The sequence below is a fragment of the Staphylococcus sp. GDY8P67P genome (assembly GCF_017892545.1).
In the GTDB taxonomy this organism is placed as follows: domain Bacteria; phylum Bacillota; class Bacilli; order Staphylococcales; family Staphylococcaceae; genus Staphylococcus; species Staphylococcus ureilyticus.
On sequence record NZ_JAESLH010000027.1, the window covers coordinates 1 to 24178 of the forward strand.

The 24178-nt window shown below is 32.0% G+C and carries 22 protein-coding genes; 15 read left to right on the forward strand and 7 right to left on the reverse strand.

What is annotated here, in order from left to right; genetic code table 11:
- Positions 1-354: 354 nt before the first annotated feature.
- Both KA833_RS10320 and KA833_RS10325 read left to right on the forward strand, forming a co-directional pair.
- Positions 355-915 (forward strand): HAAS signaling domain-containing protein, encoded by a 561-nt coding sequence (locus KA833_RS10320; RefSeq protein ID WP_210139554.1) that lies wholly within the window; start codon positions 355-357, stop codon positions 913-915.
- Entirely contained in the window at positions 912-1763 is an 852-nt protein-coding gene (locus KA833_RS10325; protein WP_210128664.1) for a DUF4097 family beta strand repeat-containing protein, read from the forward strand. The genes KA833_RS10320 and KA833_RS10325 overlap by 4 nt, the downstream gene beginning before the upstream one ends.
- 191 nt (positions 1764-1954) lie before the next feature.
- Here the strand turns inward: KA833_RS10325 and KA833_RS10330 are convergent, their stop codons facing one another.
- Positions 1955-2995, reverse strand: a complete 1041-nt coding sequence (locus tag KA833_RS10330) for a C45 family autoproteolytic acyltransferase/hydrolase (RefSeq protein WP_107365327.1) — start codon at positions 2993-2995, stop codon at positions 1955-1957.
- A 429-nt stretch (positions 2996-3424) separates the two neighbouring features.
- Between KA833_RS10330 and KA833_RS10335 the strand changes: the two genes are divergently transcribed.
- Positions 3425-3595, forward strand: coding sequence for a hypothetical protein (locus KA833_RS10335; protein ID WP_019469577.1), 171 nt, complete (start codon positions 3425-3427; stop codon positions 3593-3595).
- Between the two features lie 187 nt (positions 3596-3782).
- Here KA833_RS10335 and KA833_RS10340 read toward each other — a convergent pair whose 3' ends face one another.
- Positions 3783-4208: a YolD-like family protein gene (locus KA833_RS10340; RefSeq protein ID WP_064209731.1), complete on the reverse strand. Its 426-nt coding sequence runs from the start codon at positions 4206-4208 to the stop codon at positions 3783-3785.
- Positions 4209-4520: 312 nt separating this feature from the next.
- On the opposite strand from KA833_RS10340, the gene pglS reads away from it, so the two are divergent.
- Positions 4521-5558 (forward strand): 6-phosphogluconolactonase, encoded by a 1038-nt coding sequence (gene pglS / locus KA833_RS10345; protein WP_046207984.1) that lies wholly within the window; start codon positions 4521-4523, stop codon positions 5556-5558.
- A 60-nt stretch (positions 5559-5618) separates the two neighbouring features.
- Here pglS and KA833_RS10350 read toward each other — a convergent pair whose 3' ends face one another.
- The 3 genes from KA833_RS10350 to KA833_RS10360 form a co-directional block, all read right to left on the reverse strand.
- Entirely contained in the window at positions 5619-6998 is a 1380-nt protein-coding gene (locus KA833_RS10350) for an aldehyde dehydrogenase (RefSeq protein ID WP_210128663.1), read from the reverse strand.
- A 150-nt stretch (positions 6999-7148) separates the two neighbouring features.
- Positions 7149-8075, reverse strand: coding sequence for a manganese-dependent inorganic pyrophosphatase (locus KA833_RS10355; protein WP_046207982.1), 927 nt, complete (start codon positions 8073-8075; stop codon positions 7149-7151).
- 55 nt (positions 8076-8130) lie between these two features.
- The gene (locus tag KA833_RS10360) at positions 8131-8682 is read right to left on the reverse strand and encodes a cysteine hydrolase family protein (protein ID WP_046207981.1); all 552 of its coding nucleotides are present in this window, start codon (positions 8680-8682) and stop codon (positions 8131-8133) included.
- A gap of 136 nt (positions 8683-8818) precedes the next feature.
- Between KA833_RS10360 and KA833_RS10365 the strand changes: the two genes are divergently transcribed.
- Positions 8819-9901 (forward strand): glycosyl hydrolase family 28-related protein, encoded by a 1083-nt coding sequence (locus KA833_RS10365; RefSeq protein ID WP_107525774.1) that lies wholly within the window; start codon positions 8819-8821, stop codon positions 9899-9901.
- 132 nt (positions 9902-10033) lie between these two features.
- A complete protein-coding gene (locus KA833_RS10370) occupies positions 10034-11587 on the forward strand; it encodes an SLC13 family permease (RefSeq protein ID WP_046207979.1) in 1554 nt (517 codons plus the stop codon).
- Between the two features lie 95 nt (positions 11588-11682).
- On the opposite strand, the gene KA833_RS10375 is transcribed toward KA833_RS10370, so the two are convergent.
- Both KA833_RS10375 and KA833_RS10380 read right to left on the reverse strand, forming a co-directional pair.
- Positions 11683-12492, reverse strand: coding sequence for a prephenate dehydratase (locus tag KA833_RS10375; RefSeq protein WP_046207978.1), 810 nt, complete (start codon positions 12490-12492; stop codon positions 11683-11685).
- A gap of 33 nt (positions 12493-12525) precedes the next feature.
- On the reverse strand, positions 12526-13593 hold the full coding sequence (locus tag KA833_RS10380) for a nitric oxide synthase oxygenase (protein WP_046207977.1): 1068 nt from the start codon (positions 13591-13593) through the stop codon (positions 12526-12528).
- Between the two features lie 240 nt (positions 13594-13833).
- Here KA833_RS10380 and KA833_RS10385 point away from each other — a divergent pair, with 240 nt between their 5' ends.
- The 9 genes from KA833_RS10385 to ligA all read left to right on the forward strand — a co-directional run bounded on the left by KA833_RS10385 (position 13834) and on the right by ligA (position 24169).
- The gene (locus KA833_RS10385; protein ID WP_210128662.1) at positions 13834-15303 is read left to right on the forward strand and encodes a nicotinate phosphoribosyltransferase; all 1470 of its coding nucleotides are present in this window, start codon (positions 13834-13836) and stop codon (positions 15301-15303) included.
- A complete protein-coding gene (gene nadE / locus KA833_RS10390) occupies positions 15296-16132 on the forward strand; it encodes an ammonia-dependent NAD(+) synthetase (protein ID WP_070658295.1) in 837 nt (278 codons plus the stop codon). The genes KA833_RS10385 and nadE overlap by 8 nt, the downstream gene beginning before the upstream one ends.
- Before the next feature lie 69 nt (positions 16133-16201).
- Positions 16202-16780: a DUF2179 domain-containing protein gene (locus tag KA833_RS10395; RefSeq protein ID WP_019469590.1), complete on the forward strand. Its 579-nt coding sequence runs from the start codon at positions 16202-16204 to the stop codon at positions 16778-16780.
- Positions 16777-16962, forward strand: a complete 186-nt coding sequence (locus KA833_RS10400) for an NETI motif-containing protein (protein ID WP_046207974.1) — start codon at positions 16777-16779, stop codon at positions 16960-16962. The genes KA833_RS10395 and KA833_RS10400 overlap by 4 nt, the downstream gene beginning before the upstream one ends.
- Positions 16963-17289: 327 nt before the next feature.
- Positions 17290-18585, forward strand: coding sequence for an adenylosuccinate lyase (gene purB, locus KA833_RS10405; RefSeq protein WP_064209727.1), 1296 nt, complete (start codon positions 17290-17292; stop codon positions 18583-18585).
- Positions 18586-18670: 85 nt separating this feature from the next.
- A complete protein-coding gene (locus tag KA833_RS10410; protein WP_046207972.1) occupies positions 18671-18973 on the forward strand; it encodes a YerC/YecD family TrpR-related protein in 303 nt (100 codons plus the stop codon).
- Positions 18974-19268: 295 nt separating this feature from the next.
- The gene (pcrB, locus tag KA833_RS10415) at positions 19269-19961 is read left to right on the forward strand and encodes a heptaprenylglyceryl phosphate synthase (RefSeq protein WP_210128661.1); all 693 of its coding nucleotides are present in this window, start codon (positions 19269-19271) and stop codon (positions 19959-19961) included.
- Positions 19958-22162, forward strand: coding sequence for a DNA helicase PcrA (gene pcrA, locus KA833_RS10420; protein ID WP_070039289.1), 2205 nt, complete (start codon positions 19958-19960; stop codon positions 22160-22162). Before pcrB ends, pcrA begins: the two co-directional genes overlap by 4 nt.
- 3 nt (positions 22163-22165) lie before the next feature.
- Positions 22166-24169 (forward strand): NAD-dependent DNA ligase LigA, encoded by a 2004-nt coding sequence (gene ligA / locus KA833_RS10425; protein WP_046207969.1) that lies wholly within the window; start codon positions 22166-22168, stop codon positions 24167-24169.
- The last annotated feature ends 9 nt before the right edge of the window (positions 24170-24178 follow it).

A 24178-nucleotide genomic window follows, 5' to 3' on the forward strand; every position in this document is an offset into this window, starting at 1 on the left:
CAGGAGTCTGGACTTGACTATGATTATGCTATATTAATTTAGTATGAATAGTGTAAAACAACATTGGATTACATAACTTTTTGATATTAGTTTTTAACTAATAATATTTAAACATTAAATTTATTATATTTAATCATTGAATCTTTGATATGTTAGATTATGTTTACTTAATAATCTTAACGCAACATTTAGATGATGAATATATTAAAGTGTTTGTTATACATAGAAATGATGAAATTAGAGCGTTGAAATTTGTATTATTAAATTTGGTAATGACATGCCTTATCGGTTTGCCATGTTTTGAATTGAAATAGAAATAGATGAAATCTTACAATTTGAATGGCGGTAGATAACTTGGATAAAATCACATTTTTAAATGCGTTAGAACAAGAATTAGAAAACCTACCTCGAAATGAACGAGATAAAGTGATGTATGAATATGAGCAGTATTTTTTTGAACAAGAAAACAATGGGAAAAATGAATACCAAATCATTGGAGCTTTAGAATCGCCAAAGCAGATTGGTAAACAGATAATGGCAAAAAATGCTATTGTATCTGCCGAATATAGACCAAGTACTAAAAATATTGTCAGAGCAATAATGGCTTCTCTAGGTATGGGGATTTTGTCATTAGTTATTATTTTGATACCTATGGTAATATTAGCTGTATTTATGTGTGGCTTATTACTCGTTGCGTTTTTCTTAACTATTAGCCCTATATTGTTAATTGTTCATGGATTATTGAATCACATGATTAGTCTTGCGATAAGTAATTATTTTTTTGCTTTTTCTTTTACAGGGTTAGGTATTTTTTTATTTGTAATTATAGCTAAACTAGCTCAACTTGTTTATCGTTTAATTTTAAAATATTTAAGATGGAATATCCGAACAATTAAAGGAAGTGTAGATTTATGAAGCGGTTATTTTTAGGTGGATTAACTTTATTTATAACGTGCTTTCTTTTAGGAAGTGTTACATGGTTCGGTTTTGAAAAGCAAAATGAAAAATTAAATAGTGTTAATAAAGTATTAGATTCTAAAGATATTAAAAATTTGGATGTTTTAACTGAAAATTGTAAAGTTTTAATTAAAGCTGGAGATAAAACGTCAGTGAGATATAAAGGTAAAAGAAATCTTGATATTAGCAATCATGATAAAACGTTGAAAGTTAAAGAGACTGAAAAACTAGAAAACCATTATGGTTTAAATTACAATCCTTTTAGAAACTTTGAGGATAACTTAATTATCACTTTACCTAAAGAAAAATTAAATGAACTGCATGTTTCAAGTAAATATAACACTATAACGGTTAAACAATTAAATGTAAATGATGCAGATTTTTCAAAAAAGCATAAAAATGGAGGTAAGGTGTTTGTAAATGAATCTAAGTTTGAAAAGTTAAGGTATAAAGGACTAAATTCAGCTATAACGTTTAAAAATAGTGAAATAAATAATGCTAATATTAAAACTGAAAATGCCAGAATAAATAGTGAAAATACTCTTATCCAAGCGTCTGTGTTATTAGTAAATAATGGAAGCATAAACTTATCTAATACAGAAATCGATTCAAATTTTAAGGCTTCTGCTAAAAAAGGTGATATTAATATTAGTTATAAAGCGGCGCCGAAAAATACACTTCTAAAGTTATATCCATTTCATGGAGATGAAAAAGTTAACAATAAGCATTTTGTGAATCAAAAAATAGGAAATGGGGATAATATTTTAGAGTTATATACCACTGACGGAGATATAGTGATTGATTAATTACTTTTATAGAATCTGGGACATCATTGACTCGTCCCAGATTTTTTCATATTGTTAGTGAGCCTTATGTATAAGATTCAGCCCAGGCACTCATTTTGTACTTTTTTTCGATTTTAATCATCATTGCTAGGAGAGAGACAATAAAATCTTTTTAATAAAATTAGATCTCTGTTTCACTCCTTTTGTATAGTCTAATAAGTTGCAAAGGTTAATTCGGTATCTAATTGACCAAAAAGTGTGTCTGCAGATAAAGCTTGTCCATTAAGCCAGTTTGCAAAGTTTATTTTGGTCGGATGTTTATTTTCACCGATTGCAATATATGCAGTTAAAGTCTGTGGTTCATACATACTCGTATGTATTGTTCCTGACCAACTTCTAAAAAGCTTGCTATAAATGTTATATTGAGGGTTATTAAATAATTTAAAAGCTTCTGCTTTATTTAGGTGTGCTGGTTTATGTTTAATAAGCCGTTCTAAACGCGCCTCTGATTCTGCTGTATAATTTCTATTTTCATGTGTTAATAATTTAAAGTGATTCGTACAAGTTTGGTCATAGCGCACGTTAATTGAACGGGGTGTAACTTCAATAATTGCATGATCTAGATTTTTATCCATAACAATGTAGCTAAATGAACTTCTATGTGGGATTTCCTTTAATAGTTGTATTGCTTCTGGTACAGTTTTACAATACTGTAGAATAATTCTACCTATCATATAACATACAAAACCGTCTCCAGGATGTTTACGGTGCATGAAATTGTAACCCATAGACAGCCCAGCTTCGTTCATTCCATCCATTCTTCCAGTTACACGCGAAGTTGGCCCAACCTGTGCTAAACCACCATCATTTGGTTGAAATAATAAATATCGTCCATCATAAGTGGCAGGATGGTAGTCGTAATTGCGTACCATGTAATCATTTCCTAAAAAGACAGTGCAACCGCTATTTTTTAATGGTGTAAAACGGTAATGTCCGAAGTTTAATATCATTTGTTTGGTAGGGAGATTCAAAACTTCTTGCATACCTTTTATTTCTTCCCAAATTTGTGGGGCATATATTTGGAAAATTTCATATGTTTCTTTAATATTTATATCAAATCTAGGCATGCGTTTTTTCCATTCTTTTTCTCTATTTTTTAGCATTGGTGTTTGCTGCATCCATTTAGCAGTTTTGACGCCTAAATCAAAATGTGATCCTCGGTGCGTTAAAATATCTGATTGTACTTTTTGCATAAAAAAACTCCTATGTTAAGTGTAACCTTACAATAATGTTATCTCATTGTAACGTCATGTTAATTGTATTACTGTTCTGTGGAAGTTATCATAAAATTAACTTTTAAAACTAAATCTTAATTTAGTTGAATGAGGTGATGATTATGTTAAATTACTATGGACAATTAAGAGATGCTCTATCAACTTGGTGGGGTAATTAATATCTAATGATTATTTTATAGTAGTATCATGTTTACTTCAAATGGTTATTAAATTCCAATTCTTTTCAAACTATTTAAGTTATAATGGTTATTTAGTATATTTATAATGTAATTTTATATTATGAATCCTTAGAATAATTTATTTGAAAAAGGGTATATATTTATTGATGTCTTTAAGTATGCTATCATAATTGTTAGACATGTTAATAAATTATTGAGGTGAAACAGAATGTGGAATTTTATTAAAGGTTTATTTAAATTTGTATTCGGTACAATTCTTACTGTATCTTTAGCAGCAGGAATAGGTGCTGTTGTATTCGCTTATATCTTCAAAAAAGACTTTGAAGATATCGAAAATAAAACAAAAGAAATCGTTTCAGACATCGAATCTAATAATTAATTACTGATAGAACACTTTTAAGTGTTCTATTTTTTTTTAGCCTCCGTTCATCTGCCGAAAGCAGATGCTACGGAGGCTTATGCAGTCGGAAGACTGCGAACCAAAGTAAAAGAGCTGCCGAAAGCAGATGCTACGGAGGCTTATGCAGTCGAAGGACTGCGAATGACATGTGTGCAATAACTGACTTTTAGTACGATGTTGGTTGATGCTTTAGGTTTATGTTTGTGATATCAAAAAGTGATAGCTTTATTGTGTTTGAATTGGCAAGTGGATATCCCTCTAAGTACATATGAAGCATATCAATATTTTTAATTTCCAATGTGATATATTCTAGCCAACCATTCTTATAATATTCGATATCCACTGGTATATTTGCATGTAGTGCTTGATGTAGTTGAATATTAAGTTCATTTAATTGATCGTCTGATAAAATAGGACGGTCAATTTTATTTTGATCAATGATATGTTGTTGTACTGCCTCAAATTGTTCGGGTAACGTTGCAAATGGTGCCCACTTAACCATTCCGCGTCCTTGTGGAATATTAGGATTTAATTTTTCCCTAGGTATTTTTCTATAATCAGTTTCTTTATTATTATATTCATTTGAAAGCATCTAATCACCTCAATTCAATAATAGAACATTTGTTCGTATTATTGCAAGTTATTTTTCAATATTTAATAAAATGTTAGCGTAACGTCTGAAAACTGACCTGATTTATAAAAGAAAGCAGATAATAATTAAAGTGAAAGCTAGAAAATGATATGTTTAATTAAGATAAATTAGTTTAATAAAAGTAAAAGTTATTTTTGTCATATAGGTTACAATGAGATGATGTATAATCGCGTATTAGCACTAAAACCATTATATTGTCATTTAGCATTAATATTTATTAAAATGAAAGTATCATTATATGGAGGGGTTTACATGACTACAGTAGGATATATCGGTTCATATACGAAAAAAGAGGGGAAGGGCATTTACCGTTTCGAATTAGATGAACAAACAGGAACGATTGTTGAGGTAGAAACAGGTTATGAATTAGAAGCATCAACATACGTGAATCAGCATGACTCATTTTTATATGCTGTCACACGTGAAGGCGAAGACTGTGGTATCGCAAGTTTTAAAATAGACCAAGATGGCAAAATTAGCTTTATTAATAAATGTTTAGCTTCAACAAAAGGTAGCGGATGTTATGTTTCAGTTTCGCCAAATGGAAAATACATTTTTGAAGCAGTTTATGGTGCAGGACTGGCTCGTATTTATGAAGCGAATCCGACTACTGGTGAAGTTATTCGTTTAATTCAAGAGTTAACACATGATTACCCAACAGGTCCTTTAGAAAGACAAGAACAACCTCATGTCCATTACCTTGGTATAACACCAGATGAAAAATATGTGGTGGCTATGGATTTAGGGACAGATAAGATTGTAACGTATGAATTTGGAGATAATGGATACAGTGAATATGCAGTATATGACTTTGAGCCAGGAGATGGACCACGGCATATTGCTTTCCATGAAAATGGGAAAATCGCTTATGTTGTACACGAATTATCAAATATTGTAAGTGTTATGGAATACGAAAATGGTGAATTCTCAGAAATTGAGCGCCATGCAACAATACCCGAAAATTTTGAAGGTGCAACCAAGTTAGCTGCAGTAAGATTATCTCACGATCAAAAGTTCTTATATATTAGTAATAGAGGACATGATAGTATTGCTATCTTCAAACTTGGAGACAATGGCTCAACAATTTCACTCGTAGATATAGTAGCAAGTGGAGGAGCATTTCCTCGTGATTTTAATATTACTGGATCAGATGACTTCTTAGTTTGCGCCCATCAAGAGGGTGATTATGAAGTTGTTGTATTTAAGAGAGACAAAGTTACTGGAAAATTAGAGAAAGCAGATGACAACAAAAATGCACCAGAAGGTGTTTGTGTTCAGTTTTTAAAATAAAATAAATGATAAAAATCCCGAAAACTTAGCTTAGTTTTCGGGATTTACTATATTAAAATATTATTTGTTGAAGAATGCTTTAATATATTTAAATTTTCCTTTGTAAGGAGGGAACAATAGGCTTGATTCCAACCTTGTAGATTTAAAAATATATGATTTATCATGACTAAAAGTATCAAAAGAATATTTTCCATGGTATTTTCCTATACCGGAAGCACCAACACCACCAAAAGGTAAATTAGGGTTTACTAAATGCATTAAGGTATCATTGATTGCACCACCACCAAAGGATAATTCATTTAGTATTCTCTCTGAACTGTTTTCATCTTCACTAAATAAATAAAGGCTAAGTGGTTTAGGTTTAGTACGTATTAAATCAATTGCTTCGTCAAAATCATCGTAAACTATAATAGGTAAAATTGGTCCGAAAATTTCATTTTCCATAATTTTTGAATCGAAAGTAGTACCGTCTAAGATAGTAGGTGCAATAAAATTTTCATCAATATCAGTTTGACCACCAAAAGTAATCTCAGGGTGATGAATATTTAACAATTCATTTAAACGGTGATAATGTTTTTTGTTTACAATACGTCCAAAGTCTGGACTATCTTGAATATTTGTACCATAAAATTCAGTTATTGTCTTTTTTAATGCACTGATGAGCTCATCTTTTACTTTACGATTTACCAGTAAGTAATCCGGTGCAACACAAGTTTGTCCAGCATTTGTAAACTTACCAAAACAAATACGTTCACTTGCAACTTTAATATTTGCACTTTCGTCAATGATTGCAGGTGACTTTCCACCTAATTCTAAAGTTACAGGCGTTAAGTTTTTGCTTGCAGCACTATATACGATGCGTCCAACTTGCTCACTACCTGTGAAGAAAATATAATCAAAAGGTAAATGAAGTAAAGACTGAGTTATATCAGCATTTCCTTGAATGATATTAATATACTCAGGATCAAAGGCGTCGGAAATGATTTGCTGTATGACATCAGATACATTCGGTGTGAATTCAGAGGGTTTTAGTATTATAGTGTTTCCTGCAGCAATTGCACCAATCAACGGTTCTATTAACAATTGGAATGGATAATTAAAAGGTCCAATAATTAGCACTGTGCCATAAGGTTCTTTCATAATGTAACTTTTGGTAGGAAACATAAATAAGGGTGTATTGACTTGTTTGGTTTTGGCCCAATTTTTTAGTTCTTTACGAGCTGATTTAATATTTTTTAATGTAAAGCCAATCTCAGTTGCGTAGGCTTCTACTTTATTTTTACCTAAATCTTTTTGAAAAGCTTCAAGTAAGTCATTTTCATAATTTTTAATACTCTTACTTAACTGTTTGAGTTGTTTTTTTCTAAATTTAAGTGATTTGGTTTCATGAGTATTAAAATATTGTTTACTATTGTGGAAAGATTGTTCTATTGAATTCAAATATTATTCCTCCTAGTATATTGATGATTTAGATAGTTTAAAAAGATGGATAAAAAACTGGAACATAATTATTATTATGTCCCAGTTTTTCTATATAGTAAACTATTTAAGTTTTTACTATATAGTGTTATATATTGATAAAGTATGAGATTAGCTTAAAGCTTCTGTAATTTGTGGTACAACTTGTTTTTTACGAGATACAACACCTGGTAAAAATGCAGTATTATTGTCTAGTTTAACGTTGAATGCGTTGCCTACTTTATCTTTTTCAGCACCAACAACTAAAATTTTAGAATCACTGTTGATGATATCAGTTACAAGAAGTACAAATAAATCATATTTTTCATTTGTACTTACTTCTAACATTGCTTTTTCTAACTCTTCTTGACGTTGGAATACTTCATCAATATCTACAGTATTAACTTGACCGATACGTGTAATATAGTCACCCATATTAAATGATTTTGCATCCATATTTAATAGCTCAGATGCAGTTTTGTCAGTTGTTGAAGCACCTGCTTTTAACATTTCTAAACCATAAGATTCTAAGTCAACATCTGCAATTGATTTTAAAGCTTCAGCAGCGTCAATATCTTCTTGTGTACAAGTTGGTGATTTAAATAGTAAGCTATCTGAAATGATAGCAGAAATCATTAAACCAGCAATTTCAGGTTTGATTTCAAAACCACGTTCTTTGTACATTTTGTATAAGATTGTTGCAGTACAACCTACTGGCTCAGCACGGTAATATAATGGTCCTGCAGTTTCAAAGTTTGAAATTCTATGATGGTCAACGACATGTTGAATTGATGACTTATCAATTGTATCAGCACTTTGTTGGAATTCATTATGGTCAACTAAGATAACATTTTGATTATTTAAATCATCACTAAGTAATTCTGGTGTGTCTACATTAAAATGATTTAATGCATATTGAGTTTCAGGTCCTACTTCGCCTAAACGATAAGGTGTTGCGTCTGTATTTCCTGTTTGTTGTTCAAAATCTGCCATAATAATAGCTGATGAGATTGCATCTGTATCTGGATTTTTATGACCGAAAATATAAGTTTTTGCCATGTTTTAATTCTCCTTAATTTTTTAGTTAATTTTATTTTATCATGATTTTCTATTGTTATTCTACTTCAGCACCTAATGAATTTTTAAAATGATCTAATGCCCATTGATGCCCTGTTGGATTAAAAGAAGCGACACCCTTATGAGAAATTGAAATAGCATATCCCAAATTGTAAGCAGAGATTGCGGTGTGCAGCACGCAAATATCTGTACATACACCAACAATTTCTAAATGCGTAATGTTGCGTTCACGTAACATAATGTCTAAGGGCGTACCACAAAATGAATCATAACGTGTTTTATCTAAATAATGCACATGATCATTAAATAAGATATTTTGATAAATATCATTTACTTTACCATAAAGTTCTCTTCCAGTGGTATCAATTATATTATGAGGTGGAAAAAGATTGTTTTCTGGATGATAGCTATTTTCTTCATAATGTAAATCCATAAGAAAAAAGATATTAGCCTGTTTCTTATTATATGCTTCAATTCTTTCAACAATATAACTTTCAATTTGTTGACCCGGAAGGCCACAAGTTAATTTACCATTATCAGCAACAAAATCATTTGAATAGTCAACAATAATAAGCGCGCTATTTTTCATCTAATGTAACACTCCCAAAATTAAGATTATAGTTATTATATACTAAGTACATAAATCATTAAAGGTGCATTTAAAGCGTTTGAAAAACGAACTATTAGTTTATTATAAAGTATTAAGTGAGGAGGAAGAATTACTAATGATAATTAATGCAATGCAGTTCGGCCTAAAAGGTAAGCATAGATGGGCAGATACACGCGCGATTCAAAAAGCGTTAAAATACGCTAGAAAACATAAAAACATAACAATTTATATTCCCAAGGGAGAGTATCATATTCGTAGACCGTTGGTAATATATGATTCAACTACTTTGATAATGGACGACGAAGCAGTATTAAAAAGAGTAGGCAAAGATACTTTATTGAAAAATGGTAGATGGCTGAAATCTTATTATGGATATGAAGGTAATAGTGAAATCTGCATTGCTGGTGGAACATTGGATATGAATGGTTATGAGTATCCATATAACAATACAGCAATGTGCATGGGGCATGCTCAAAATATTCAAATTTTAGGTGTAACATTTAAAGATGTTGTTGGAGGTCATGCAATAGATGCATGCGGCATTAATGGCCTATATATAAATGGTTGCGAATTTTTAGGATTTAAAGACGATAAAGGAGAAAGGTTATTTTCAGAAGCGGTACAAATTGATATACAAGTAAAAGGTGCTTTCCCAAAATTTGGTGCCACGGATGGTACGATAACTAAAAATGTAATAATTGAAAATTGTTATTTTGGAAATTCAAAGACACCAACGATGGGTGCTTGGAATAGAGCAATTGGATCTCATGCGAGTAGATTTAATCAATTTTACGAAAATATACACATTCGTTTTAATACATTTGAAGGTATCAACCAATACGCACTGACCCCTTTAAAATCAAAAGATACTTTTATCCATGATAATATATTTAAAAATTGTGGAGGAGGGATTCGATTTTTAGCAGTGAAAGATGGAAAAAATGCACAAGATCTCACAGGTAAGGCAAGACCAACGCAATCTGGAAGTAATTTAAATATTTATCATAATCACTTTATAGGTCATATGTCTAAAGATGCCATTCGAGTGCAAAGCTATAATAACGTAAAACACAACAATATATTTATAGCACAGAATTATTATGACAATAAGCAGCAAAGACTTTATTTAAAAGATATAGAAGATTTGTATCTCTCAAATCAGGAAAATATAAGCGTTAAAAAAATAAATATAAAATAATGATTCTTTATTTTAGTAGTTCTGAATTAAAACACAATATAAAACATATTGTAATTTAATAGAAATTATATTATGTTAAAGAGTAATAAAGTAAGAAAATTCAGAAAGTAATTGAAATCGGGGGGAATCATTATGAATAATATAAACAAAGGGGAATATAGGCGTTCGCAGTATTTAACATTTTTTTCTAAAAAAAATAAATCTTATAATGCAGGACAGCTTACAGGGTTGATTTTAGGGCCACTACTATTTATTTTGACATTGTTAACTTTTGAACCTGAAAATTTATCGTATAAAGGCGTTTTTGTATTAGCGATTACTATTTGGATCGCTATTTGGTGGATTACTGAAGCAATACCAATTGCTGCAACTAGTTTGTTGCCATTAATTTTATTGCCTGTTGGACATGTACTTAGCCCAGAAGAAGTATCTGCTCAATATGGTAATGATATTATTTTTCTATTTTTAGGTGGATTTATATTAGCTATTGCTATGGAAAGATGGAATTTACATACACGTGTTGCCTTAACAATCATTAGTATTCTAGGTACAAGTACTGGAAAGATTTTATTAGGTTTTATGATAGCGACAGGATTCTTATCTATGTTTGTTTCTAATACTGCAGCTGTGATGATTATGATACCGATAGGTTTAGCGATTATTAAAGAAGCAAATGATTTAAAAGGGGAAGAAATGAATGCTACAAGCATCAGTAAATTTGAACAATCGCTAGTGTTAGCCATTGGGTATGCAGGAACCATTGGTGGTTTAGGAACTTTGATCGGAACGCCTCCACTTATTATCCTTAAAGGCCAATATCAATCTGCATTTGGTGAGGAAATAAGCTTTGCTAAATGGATGGTCATTGGCGTACCTACAGTCATTGTACTATTGATTTTAGTATGGTTGTATCTACGTTATGTTGCATTTAAACATGATATGAAAGAACTGCCAGGCGGTCAGAACTTAATTAGGAAAAAATTAGATGAGTTAGGAAAGATGAAATACGAAGAAAAAGTGGTACAAGCAATTTTTATATTAGCAAGTTTGTTATGGATTAGTAGAGAATTCTTATTGAAAAATTGGTCGTTCACCTCAGAAGTGGCAGACGGTACAATTGCCATGTTTATAGCTGTATTATTATTTTTAATACCGGCTAAAAATAAAGAACAACATACGCGAATTATTGATTGGAATGTTGCCAAAGACTTGCCATGGGGCGTACTCATTTTATTTGGTGGAGGTTTGGCACTTGCTAAAGGTATCTCAGAGAGTGGCTTAGCGAAATGGTTAGGTGAACAATTAAAGTTGATTGAAGGCGTTAGTCCATTAATTATCGTTCTTGTCATTACAATATTTGTGTTGTTTTTAACAGAAATAACTTCGAATACAGCTACTGCGACTATGATTTTACCTATACTTGCAACACTTTCAGTTGCAGTTAATGTACATCCGCTACTACTCATGGTACCTGCTGCTATGGCCGCTAATTGTGCTTATATGTTACCAGTTGGCACACCACCAAATGCTATTGTATTTGGAACTGGAAGGATTAGCATTAAAAAAATGGCGTCAGTTGGATTTTGGGTTAACCTGTTGAGTATTATTGTTATTGTGTTAGTAGTTTATTTCTTAGTACCACCAGTATTAGGTATAGATATTACCAAACCATTACCATTAAAATAAATCAAAAATAATAGAGCCCGAGACAATTAAATGTCTCAGGCTCTATTATTTTTGAAGTATCATATCATGATAAGTTTTTGAATTTTACTTTCTGATTAATCGTGATTTAACTTATTGAAAGATCCAATGATTGTAACTTGAAAATCTAAAGTGTTCAAGATTTTAATGACTTTCGATAACGCTTCTGTTAAACCAGTATCTGCTTGGACGAAAAAATGATACATGCCCAGCTGTGTTTTTAAAGGTCTAGACTCAATCCAAGATAAGTTGATGTTAAAAAGCACAAAAGTGTTTAAAATACTTGCAAGTAAACCTGGTTTATCAAATTGTGGTGTAATGAGTAACATTGTGTCACTAGCATTGTCCGAATGTTGTGGCTGGTTACTTACGACTAAAAAACGTGTGACATTGTGAGGGAAGTCTTGAATGTTTTGTTCTATAGGTTGAAAGCCATAAGTTTCCCCACTACCTAAAGGTGCGATTGCACCCACTTGGTTGGTTATTTTTTCTAAACTTTGTATCGTGCTATCTACATAATCATATGTGAACTTATGTTGTTGTATATATTGGCTCGTTTGACTAATTGCTGGGCTTATTGAATAAACTTTTGATATATCATTGACTGTTGCATTTTCAGGGCCATATAAAGCAAATTGTATATCTAAATGTATTTCTCCCTGTGCATAAATATTTTGTTGTGTTAAGGCATCGGCAACAATATTGATTGTACCTTCAATTGAATTTTCGATGGGCACGACAGCAATACTATGATTATCTTCTGAGACAGCAGTAACGACTTCATACAAATTAGATTTAGACGTATATTCGAACTCAGATTCTGATAGATATTGTTTTGCCGCTAAATATGAAAATGTTCCTTTTGGACCTAAATAATATAATTTCATGTGACGTTACCCCTTGTATATATGTGTTAAAAATTAATGGAAAGGACACCCAGAAACAGATGATTGTTTTTTATAAAAGAAATTCGGTTCTTTCATCTCATTTTTATACCCGTGATGGTAATTAGATACTAAAGTTGGAGATAAAGATGGTGCCAACCAAGACCATTTTCCGGTTACATCTCTTCCATTTTTCCGTTCGTTTTTTTCAAATCTTTCAAATTGTTTTGACGCAGTTAGATGATCAACCATTGATACGCCTTCATTTTTAAAAGAATGATATACTGCATAATTCAATTCGACTAACGTTCTATCTTTGTTAAAAGAATTATTCTTTAGTGTATCAAATTCAAAAGCTTCTGCAACGGTTTCTAGTAAATTGTAGCGATATGAATCAGTAAAATTTCGCACCGCAATTTCATTTACCATGTACCAGCCGTTGAACGGCGCGGTTGGATATGTGATTCCACCAATTTTTAAGTCCATGTTAGATATAATTGGTACGGCATACCATTTTAGCCCAAGCTTTTCTAATTTTGGAAAACGATCATGGGTAATAGGCACTTCTTTTATCATTTCAGGTTGATAATTGTAAAACTTTAACGATTCACCAGGAATTTTATAAATTAAAGGTAAAATGTCAAAATCTGTATGTTTGCCTTGCCAACCTAAATGTTCGGCTAATTGTGTGATTTTTAGTTCGGAAGGGTCACCTACGTCTTCATAACCTGCATATCTGATAAGTTGATTATTATATATTTTTGGAGGATGTTGAGCATCAAAAATAGTGATACATGGTTTTATTTTCCCTCCATTTGTAGCGAATTGAATATGATTTTCTATTGCATCTAAAAATTCTTGTTCAGTCTGGATATGTCTTGCATCATTGACGGTTAATGAGTCCCAGAATGCACGGCCTATACAACGATTTGAATTTCTCCAAGCCATCTTAGCACCATATACAAGTTCCTCGTTAGTATGTTTATACGTACCAGTTAAGTTTATTTGTGTTTCTATCTGATTAATTCGTTTTAAAATAGTATTTTCGTTATAATTTAATTCTTTATACATTGTTTGAATAAATGATTTAGCTTCATTTAACATATAAAACACCTCGCACACATTATACGGTATTTTTTCTATTTTTAATGTTTAATTATAGAATTGTCATGATTTTGTCGCTACTATTTTGAATTTACTACTAACTAAATAATAATTAAATAACAAAATTATATTTAATATTATGATGCGTTATGTTTGAAGTAATATGGATAAATTCATTTCAGATATAAACGTTTAATTTTTTGTGTTAAACTAATGAAAAAGCCGATAGGAGAGATAGCGGTGTACCAATTTGAGGATGATACATTAGTATTACATAATGATTTATATCAAATAAATATGGCGGAGAGTTATTGGAATGACGGGATTCATGAAAGAAATGCTGTATTTGATTTATATTTTAGAAATATGCCTTTCAACAGCGGATATGCAGTGTTTAATGGATTGAAACGAGTGATTGCTTATATCAATAACTTTCATTTTTCAGAATCGGATATTAAATATTTAAAATCCATTGGTTATCAAGAAGACTTTTTAGAATATTTAAAAGATATGAAATTTACTGGTAATATTCGTTCTATGCAAGAAGGAGAATTATGTTTTGGTAATGAACCTTTATTAAGCGTAGAAGCACCACTTATCCAAGCACAATTAATTGAAACGATGTTGTTAAATATCGTGAATTTTCACACGCTAATTACTACGAAAGCAAGTAGAATAAAACAAGTAGCGCCAAATGACACATTAATGGAATTTGGAACAAGACGTGGACAAGAAGCAGATGCTGCTTTGTGGGGTGCAAGAGCAGCATATATTGGTGGATTTGATTCAACGAGTAATGTGCGCGCTGGAAAACTTTTTGGCATACCAGTATCAGGAACGCATGCGCATGCAATGGTTCAAACTTATGGTGATGAATATATTGCATTTAAAAAATATGCAGAACGCCATAAAGATTGCGTGTTCTTAGTTGATACTTTTCATACTTTGAAATCTGGTGTACCAACAGCGATAAAAGTTGCTAAAGAGCTTGGTGATGAAATTAACTTTGTTGGTATACGTTTAGATTCTGGTGATATCGCTTATTTATCAAAAGAAGCACGTCGCATGTTAGATGATGCAGGATTTACTGAAACTAAAATTATTGCATCAAATGATTTAGATGAACAAACGATTACAAGCTTGAAATCGCAAGGTGCAAAGGTTGATTCATGGGGTGTTGGTACTAAATTAATTACTGGTTACGATCAGCCTGCCTTAGGTGCAGTATACAAACTTGTGGCAGTACAAGATGCTTCAGGGAATTATGTAGACCGAATAAAGCTATCAAACAATGCAGAAAAGGTAACTACACCAGGAAAGAAAAACGTCTATCGTATTATTAATAAGAAAACAAACAAAGCTGAGGGTGACTATATCACGTTAGCGCATGAAGATCCTTATGATGAGTCTCCGCTTAAATTGTTCCATCCTGTACATACGTATAAGATGAAATTTATAAAATCCTTTATAGCCAAGCCGTTACACCATGATATTTTTAAAGACGGTGAACTCGTTTATGATTTACCAGATGAAAAGGAAGCACAAAATTATTTGACTAAAAGTCTTTCGTACTTATGGGATGAGAACAAGCGTCATCTTAATCCTCAGGAGTACCCAGTTGATTTAAGTACAGAATGTTGGGAAAATAAACATAAACGTATATTTGAAGTGGCAGAACATGTGAAGGAGATGGAAGAAGAAAATGAGTGAAATTCAAGATATTATCGTAAGAGAAATGAAAGTCAAGCCCAGCATTGATAGCAAATTAGAAACGCGCAATATTATTCAATTTATTAAAAATTATATCCAGTCTCATTCATTTATTAAATCATTGGTTTTAGGTATTTCAGGTGGGCAAGATTCGACTTTAGCTGGCAAGCTATGTCAAATTGCGATAAATGAATTAAAAGAAAAAGATATTGATTGTCAATTTATTGCAGTTAAATTACCATATGGCGAACAAAAAGATGCCGATGAAGTTGAAGATGCTTTGAAGTTTATACAACCGGATCGAACAATTACAGTCAACATTAAACCTTCAGTAGATCAAAGTGTAGAATCGCTAAAAGAATCTGGAATTGTGTTGACGGATTTCCAAAAAGGGAATGAAAAAGCGCGTGAACGTATGAAAGCACAATTTTCGATTGCATCCAATCAACAAGGAATTGTTGTGGGTACTGATCACTCAGCGGAAAACTTGACTGGATTTTTTACAAAATATGGCGATGGTGCAGCAGATATCGCACCGTTATTTGGTTTAAATAAACGTCAAGGGCGACAAATATTAGCATATTTAGATGCTCCAGCACATTTATATGAAAAAGTACCAACTGCTGATTTAGAAGAAAACAAACCACAATTACCAGATGAAGATGCACTTGGTGTTAGTTATGCTCATATAGATGATTATTTAGAAGGAAAACAAGTGCCAAAAGAAGCAAAAGCTATCATAGAAAATCATTATATTAAAAATGCACATAAAAGAGAATTAGCTTACACAAGATATACATGGCCGAAAAATCAAACAGATTTCGAATGATTTTAGTGACAAAATAATAAGTTACTGATAAAATAATTTGAATTTAATGAGAAAGAAAGGGAAATGAACATGTCAGTAATTACTTCTAATCCATGGTTAATGGTTTTAGCTATTTTTATTATTAATGTTGCTTATGTAACTTGTTTGACAATGAGAACGATTTTAACACTCAAAGGTTATCGTTATGTTGCAGCAGTGGTAAGTTTCTTAGAAGTTTTAGTATACGTTATCGGTTTGGGAATGGTTATGTCTAGTTTAGATCAAATTCAAAATGTCTTTGCATATGCATTTGGGTTTTCAATCGGTATTATTGTAGGAATGAAAATTGAAGAGAAATTAGCGCTTGGCTATACAGTTGTGAATGTTACTTCATCTGAATATGAATTAGATTTACCAAAGCAATTGAGAGATTTAGGTTATGGCGTTACACATAATACTGCTTATGGCAGAGATGGCACGAGATTAATTTTACAAATATTAACACCAAGACGTTTTGAGCTGAAATTGATAGAAACCATTAAGCAAATTGATGAAAAAGCGTTTATCATCGCATATGAACCAAGAACAATTCACGGTGGTTTTTGGGTTAAAGGTGTGCGTAGCAAGAAACTTAAACAATATGATCCAGATAAAGTGGAAAGTATATGAAAAAGCAGCAAAAGTTTAAAGTAGAAGAAAACGAAACGATACAAGCTTGTTTGCAACGTATGCGAGATGCTGGATATATGCCTATTAAACGCTTTGAAAAACCAATTTATAAAGAAAATAAAGATGGTAAATATGAAGTATACAGGCAAGAAATTCAATTTGTTGGAAAATTAATAGAATAATCGTTTAAAACAGATACTTAGTGTTAGATATATAAATGTAATCGTTGGCAGAGATAGAAATCTCAGGTCAACGATTTTTTTATCATATAATCGCAAATTAATATAAAATGATAAATCTTGAGGAGAATAAGGTTTTTATGCACGGCTTTTGATAAAACGTGTTAAAATTTCTATAAAGAAGATAGAAAAGACTTATACATTTATGATCAATTCTGTTAAACTAATAATGACAAGAATAAACACGAACTTTAATTGTATTTTTTGATAGAATGTACATGTTTTTGGAGTTTGTGAACTAAAACTTACGCAAGATAGGAGCTTATTTTAATGATAGAACGTTATTCTAGAGAAGAAATGTCAAATATTTGGACGGATCAAAATCGCTATGAAGCTTGGTTAGAAGTAGAAATACTAGCATGTGAAGCTTGGAGTAAATTAGGAGATATACCTGCTGAAGATGTATTGAAAATTCGTCAGAATGCAAAGGTTGATGTTAACCGCGCAAAAGAAATTGAGGAAGAAACACGACACGATGTCGTTGCATTTACAAGACAAGTATCAGAGACATTAGGTGAAGAGCGTAAATGGGTACACTACGGGTTAACATCAACTGATGTAGTTGATACGGCATTAAGTTATGTCATTAAACAAGCAAACGATATTATTGAAAAAGATTTAGAAAGATTTATTGATGTTTTAGCACAAAAAGCTAAAAATTATAAATATACTTTAATGATGGGACGAACTCATGGTGTACATGCGGAACCAACAACATTTGGTGTCAAAATGGCATTATGGTATACAGAAATGAAACGTAATTTAGAGCGTTTTAAGCGTGTGAGAAAAGAAATAGAAGTTGGTAAAATGAGTGGTGCAGTAGGGACTTTTGCAAACATCCCACCTGAAATTGAAGCGCATGTCTGTGAAAATTTAGGTTTAGATACAGCCGCTGTTTCTACTCAGACGTTACAACGTGACCGACACGCATATTATATAGCTACTTTAGCGTTGATAAGTACTTCTATGGAAAAATTTGCAGTGGAAATACGCAACTTACAAAAAACTGAAACAAGAGAAGTTGAAGAAGCTTTTGCTAAAGGCCAAAAAGGTTCGTCAGCGATGCCACACAAACGTAATCCAATTGGCTCAGAAAATATTACTGGTATTGCTCGTGTTATCAGAGGATACATTACAACTGCATATGAAAATGTAGCTTTATGGCATGAAAGAGATATTTCACATTCATCTGCAGAAAGAATCATGCTGCCAGATGTAACGATAGCTTTAGATTACGGGTTAAATAGATTTACAAATATTGTAGAAAGACTTACTGTATTTGAAGATAATATGTTAGCAAATATCGATAAAACTTTTGGTCTTATTTATTCGCAACGTGTATTATTAGCATTGATAAATAAAGGTTTAGCACGTGAAGCAGCATATGATAAAGTACAGCCAAAAGCGATGGAGTCTTGGGAAACAAAAACACCATTTAGAACATTAATTGAACAAGATTCATCTATTACAGATTTATTGAGCACTGAAGAATTAGATGAATGTTTCAATCCAAAACACCATTTAAACCAAGTTGATACGATTTTTAAACGTGCAGGATTAGAATAATTGAAATTTATTTATGAAATCGTTACACTTTAATGTATTAGCACGTTGAATTAAGATTAAAATGAAAGTACAGGGGTTGTTTTTAATGCAAATAGAAAAATTAAGAGGAAAAGCATTAGATGAATTATTTGATGCAATTCTTACATTAGAAAACAGAGAAGAATGTTACCAATTCTTTGACGATTTATGTACAGTAAATGAGATTCAATCGTTATCTCAACGATTGCAAGTCGCAAAAATGATTAAGCAAGGATATACTTATGCGACGATTGAACAAGAGTCTGGTGCTTCAACTGCAACGATTTCTCGTGTTAAGAGATCTTTACAATGGGGAAATGATGCTTACACAATGATTCTAGACCGCATGAATATTGAAACGGCCGATTAATTAATAATTCTATATACTGTAGCGAAGTGTAATTTTAATGATTTCATTAGTAAAGCTGTTAGTAAAGAAACTTTCTTTGCTGACAGCTTTTTATGTTGTTAATTTAAAGTGTATTGATAAAATAGAGACGAAGCGATTATTTTTCTGAAAAATTTTGAATATATTTAATGAGAAACATGATTAATTTACCATTGATATGTCATGTTAGAATTCATTATAAAATCCTATATCATTTTAGAACTCAGTAGTTAAAAATGATATAATCAAAAGTATGCTAAAAAAGGAGTAACATATCATGTATGACATTAAAAAATGGAAACATATTTTTAAATTAGATCCTGCTAAGTCGATTTCTGACGATGATTTAGAGGCGGTATGTATGTCTCAAACCGATGCAATTATGATAGGTGGCACAGATGATGTTACTGAAGATAATGTTATTCAATTGATGAGTAGGGTGAGAAGATACCCTTTACCTCTCGTTTTCGAAATTTCCAATATCGAAAGTGTTATGCCTGGTTTTGATTTTTATTTTGTACCGACTGTATTGAATAGTACAGATGTAAAATATCATAACGGTGTACTTTTAGAAGCATTGAAATCATTTGGACATGTCATAGATTTTGAAGAAGTTGTTTTTGAAGGATATGTTGTCATGAATCCTGAAAGCAAAGTAGCACAAGTTACACAAGCTGAAACAAATTTAACAGATGAAGATATCGAAGCATATGCTCAAATGATTAATGAAATGTATAAATTACCAGTTATGTACCTTGAATATAGTGGTGCATACGGAGAAGTTGAAAAGGTAAAGACAGCTGCAAATATGTTAAGTGATACACAATTATTTTATGGTGGTGGCATTAGTAATCAAGAAGAAGCTGAAGAAATGGCTTCGATTGCTGATACGATTATCGTTGGTGATATTGTTTATAAAGACATTAAAAACGCATTAAAAACAGTTAAGATAAAGGAGTCACATAAATGAATGCATTAGTAAATAAGATGAATGATGAACAAAGTTTAGCAGTACGCACTACAGAAGGACCATTACTTATTATGGCGGGTGCGGGTTCAGGCAAAACACGTGTTTTAACTCATCGTATAGCTTACTTGCTTGATGAAAAGGACGTATCCCCATACAACATTCTAGCGATTACTTTTACAAACAAGGCAGCAAAAGAAATGAAAGCACGTGTGGAAGCTTTAGTAGGAGAACCGGCTCAAGTTATATGGATGTCAACATTTCACTCAATGTGTGTAAGAATACTGAGAAGAGATGCGGATAGAATTGGTATTGAACGTAATTTTACTATAATTGATCCTACTGACCAAAAATCAGTTATCAAAGATGTGTTGAAAAATGAAAATATAGATAGTAAAAAGTTTGAACCAAGAATGTTTATAGGTGCTATAAGTAATTTGAAAAATGAATTGAAAACACCAGAGGATGCACAAAAAGATGCTGAAACATATCATGAACAAATGGTTGCTACAGTGTATAAAGGATATCAAAGACAGTTATCAAGAAATGAAGCGTTAGATTTTGATGATTTAATCATGGTTACAATTCGATTATTTGAACGTGTGCCAGATGTGTTAGAATTTTATCAAAATAAATTCCAATACATTCATGTCGATGAGTACCAAGATACAAACAAAGCACAATATACATTAGTAAATCTTTTAGCATCTAAATTTAAAAATTTATGTGTAGTTGGTGATTCTGATCAATCTATTTATGGTTGGCGTGGTGCTGATATTCAAAACATACTTTCCTTTGAAGAAGATTATCCTGAAGCTAAAACGATATTTTTAGAACAAAATTATCGCTCAACTAAAAATATATTAAATGCAGCTAACGAAGTAATCAAAAATAATTCAGAGCGTAAACCCAAAGGATTATGGACAGGTAATACATCTGGAGAAAAAATTCACTATTATGAAGCTACTACTGAGAGAGACGAAGCGGAATATGTAGTTAAGGAAATTATGAAACAACAACGTAATGGAAAAAAATATAAAGATATGGCTATCTTATACCGTACCAATGCTCAGTCTCGTGTGTTGGAAGAGACATTTATGAAATCTAATATTCCATACACAATGGTTGGTGGTCAAAAATTCTATGATCGTAAAGAAATTAAAGATCTACTTAGCTATTTGAGAATAATAGCCAATAGCAATGATGATATCAGTTTACGTCGTGTAATCAATGTACCAAAACGTGGCGTAGGTCCATCGACAGTAGATAAAATTCAGGCATATGCTGCTCAAAACGAGATAAGTATGTTTGATGCACTAGCAGAAGTAGACTTTATAGGCTTATCTAAAAAAGTAACACAAGCATGTATTTCATTTTATGACATGATACAGAACTTAATTAAACAACAAGAATTTTTAGAGATTACAGAAATCGTTGAAGAAGTATTGGTGAAATCAGGTTACCGTGAGATGTTGGAACGAGAACAAACATTAGAATCAAGAAGTAGATTAGAAAATATAGATGAATTTATGTCAGTCCCTAAAGACTACGAAGAAAACACGCCATTAGAAGAACAGTCGTTAATCAATTTTTTAACAGACTTATCTTTAGTTGCTGATATAGACGAAGCGCAAATAGATGATGGCATAACGTTGATGACAATGCACTCAGCCAAAGGATTAGAGTTTCCTATTGTATTTATTATGGGCATGGAAGAATCATTATTTCCACATATAAGGGCGATAAAAAGTGATGATGATCATGAAATGCAAGAAGAAAGAAGAATTTGTTATGTAGCGATTACACGTGCTGAAGAAACGTTATATTTAACGCATGCGACATCAAGAATGCTTTTTGGAAGACCGCAGTCCAATATGGCTTCAAGATTCTTAAATGAAATACCTGAAGATTTATTAGAAAACGAAAATAAATCACGAGCAACTACACAAGGAAATCGATTTAAATCTGCAACCAAACAACCTGAAAAAAGAGGATATAGTAAACGTGTGACATCCTCGAAAAAAGCACAACAATCGACGGATTGGCATGTTGGTGACAAAGTTATTCATAAATCATGGGGTGAAGGTATGGTAAGTAATGTTAATGAAAAAAATGGTTCGGTTGAATTAGATATTATCTTTAAATCTGAAGGACCTAAACGTTTGCTTGCTCAATTTGCACCTATTGAAAAGAAAGGGGAATAAAGCGTGGCTGACTTACAATCGCGTGTCGATGTATTACATCAATTACTAAATCAATATAGTTATGAATATTATGTACAAGACAACCCTTCAGTACCAGACAGTGAATACGATAAACTTTTACATGAATTGATAGATATTGAGGCGAACAATCCAGAATATCGAACAGCTGATTCACCTACAGTAAGAGTGGGTGGCTCAGCTCAATCAACTTTTGAAAAAGTGAATCATGATACACCGATGCTAAGTTTAGGGAATGCTTTTAATAAAGAAGATTTAAAAAAATTTGATCAGCGTATACGTGAACAAATTAATCATGTGGAATACATGTGCGAATTGAAAATAGATGGTTTAGCAGTTTCTCTCAAATACGAGAATGGTAAATTCGTACAAGGTTTGACACGTGGTGACGGTACTACTGGTGAAGATATCACCGAAAACTTAAGAACGATACATGCAATACCATTAAAGATTAATGAAGCTAGAACATTTGAAGTTCGTGGTGAAGCATACATGCCCAGAAAATCATTTTTTGATTTAAATGAAGCTAAAGCACAAAATGATGAGCAACCTTTTGCCAATCCAAGAAATGCAGCTGCTGGTTCACTTCGACAATTAGATTCCAAACTTGCAGCAAAGAGAAAGTTAAGTGTTTTCTTATATAGCGTAAATGACTTTACACAATTTCATGCACATACACAAAGCGAAGCTTTAGATGAATTAGATAAATTAGGTTTTAAAACAAATAAAGAAAGAGAACGTGTCCAAACTATAGAAGAAGTATTCGATTATATTGAAAAATGGACTGAAGCACGTGAACAGTTACCTTATGATATCGACGGCATTGTTATCAAAGTAAATGATTTAGACCAGCAAGATGAGCTCGGATATACACAAAAATCTCCTCGTTGGGCAATTGCGTATAAGTTTCCTGCTGAAGAAGTCATAACAGATTTATTAGATATTGAACTGAGTATTGGTAGAACAGGCGTCGTTACACCTACGGCTATACTTGAACCAGTTAAAGTTGCGGGCACTACAGTTTCTAGAGCTTCTTTACATAATGAAGATCTAATACATGAAAAAGATATTCGAATTGGTGATAGTGTTGTAATTAAGAAGGCGGGAGACATTATACCAGAAGTCATAAAAAGCGTATTAGATCGTCGACCACAAAATGCTGAAGTTTATCACATGCCTACACATTGCCCTAGTTGTAGTCATGAACTTGTAAGAATTGAAGGAGAAGTGGCTTTAAGATGTATCAATCCAAAATGCCAAGCACAACTTGTTGAAGGTATGATTCATTTTGTATCACGACAAGCAATGAATATAGATGGTTTAGGTACTAAAATTATTCAACAACTTTATGAAAATGAAAAAATAAAAGATGTTGCTGATATATTTTACTTAACTAAAGACGATTTGCTACCATTAGAGAGAATGGGTGAAAAGAAAGTAAACAATCTATTAAATGCGATTGAAGATGCTAAATCAAACTCATTAGAACATTTGCTATTTGGTTTAGGGATTAGACACTTAGGTGTCAAAGCGAGCCAAGTCATTGCTGAAAAATATGGAACCATGGATGATTTATTTAATGTTACAGAAGAGTCATTGATTGAAATCTATGATGTGGGTCAAAAATTAGCACAATCATTAGTCACTTATTTAGAAAATGAAGATATCCGTGCACTTATTAATAAATTAAAGAAAAAACATGTTAATATGACTTATAAAGGTGTCAAAACAACAGAGTTAGAAGGGCATCCAGAATTTATTAATAAGACCATTGTTTTAACTGGAAAGTTATATCAAATGACAAGAAATGAAGCTTCAAAATGGTTAGAGATTCAAGGTGCTAAAGTTACAAACAGTGTTACAAAAAAGACAGATTTAGTAATTGCTGGAGAAGACGCTGGTTCAAAACTTACAAAGGCTGAACAATTTGGTACAGAAGTTTGGACAGAAGATGACTTTGTCCAGAAACAAAAAGAAATAGAGGGATAGAGGAGATAA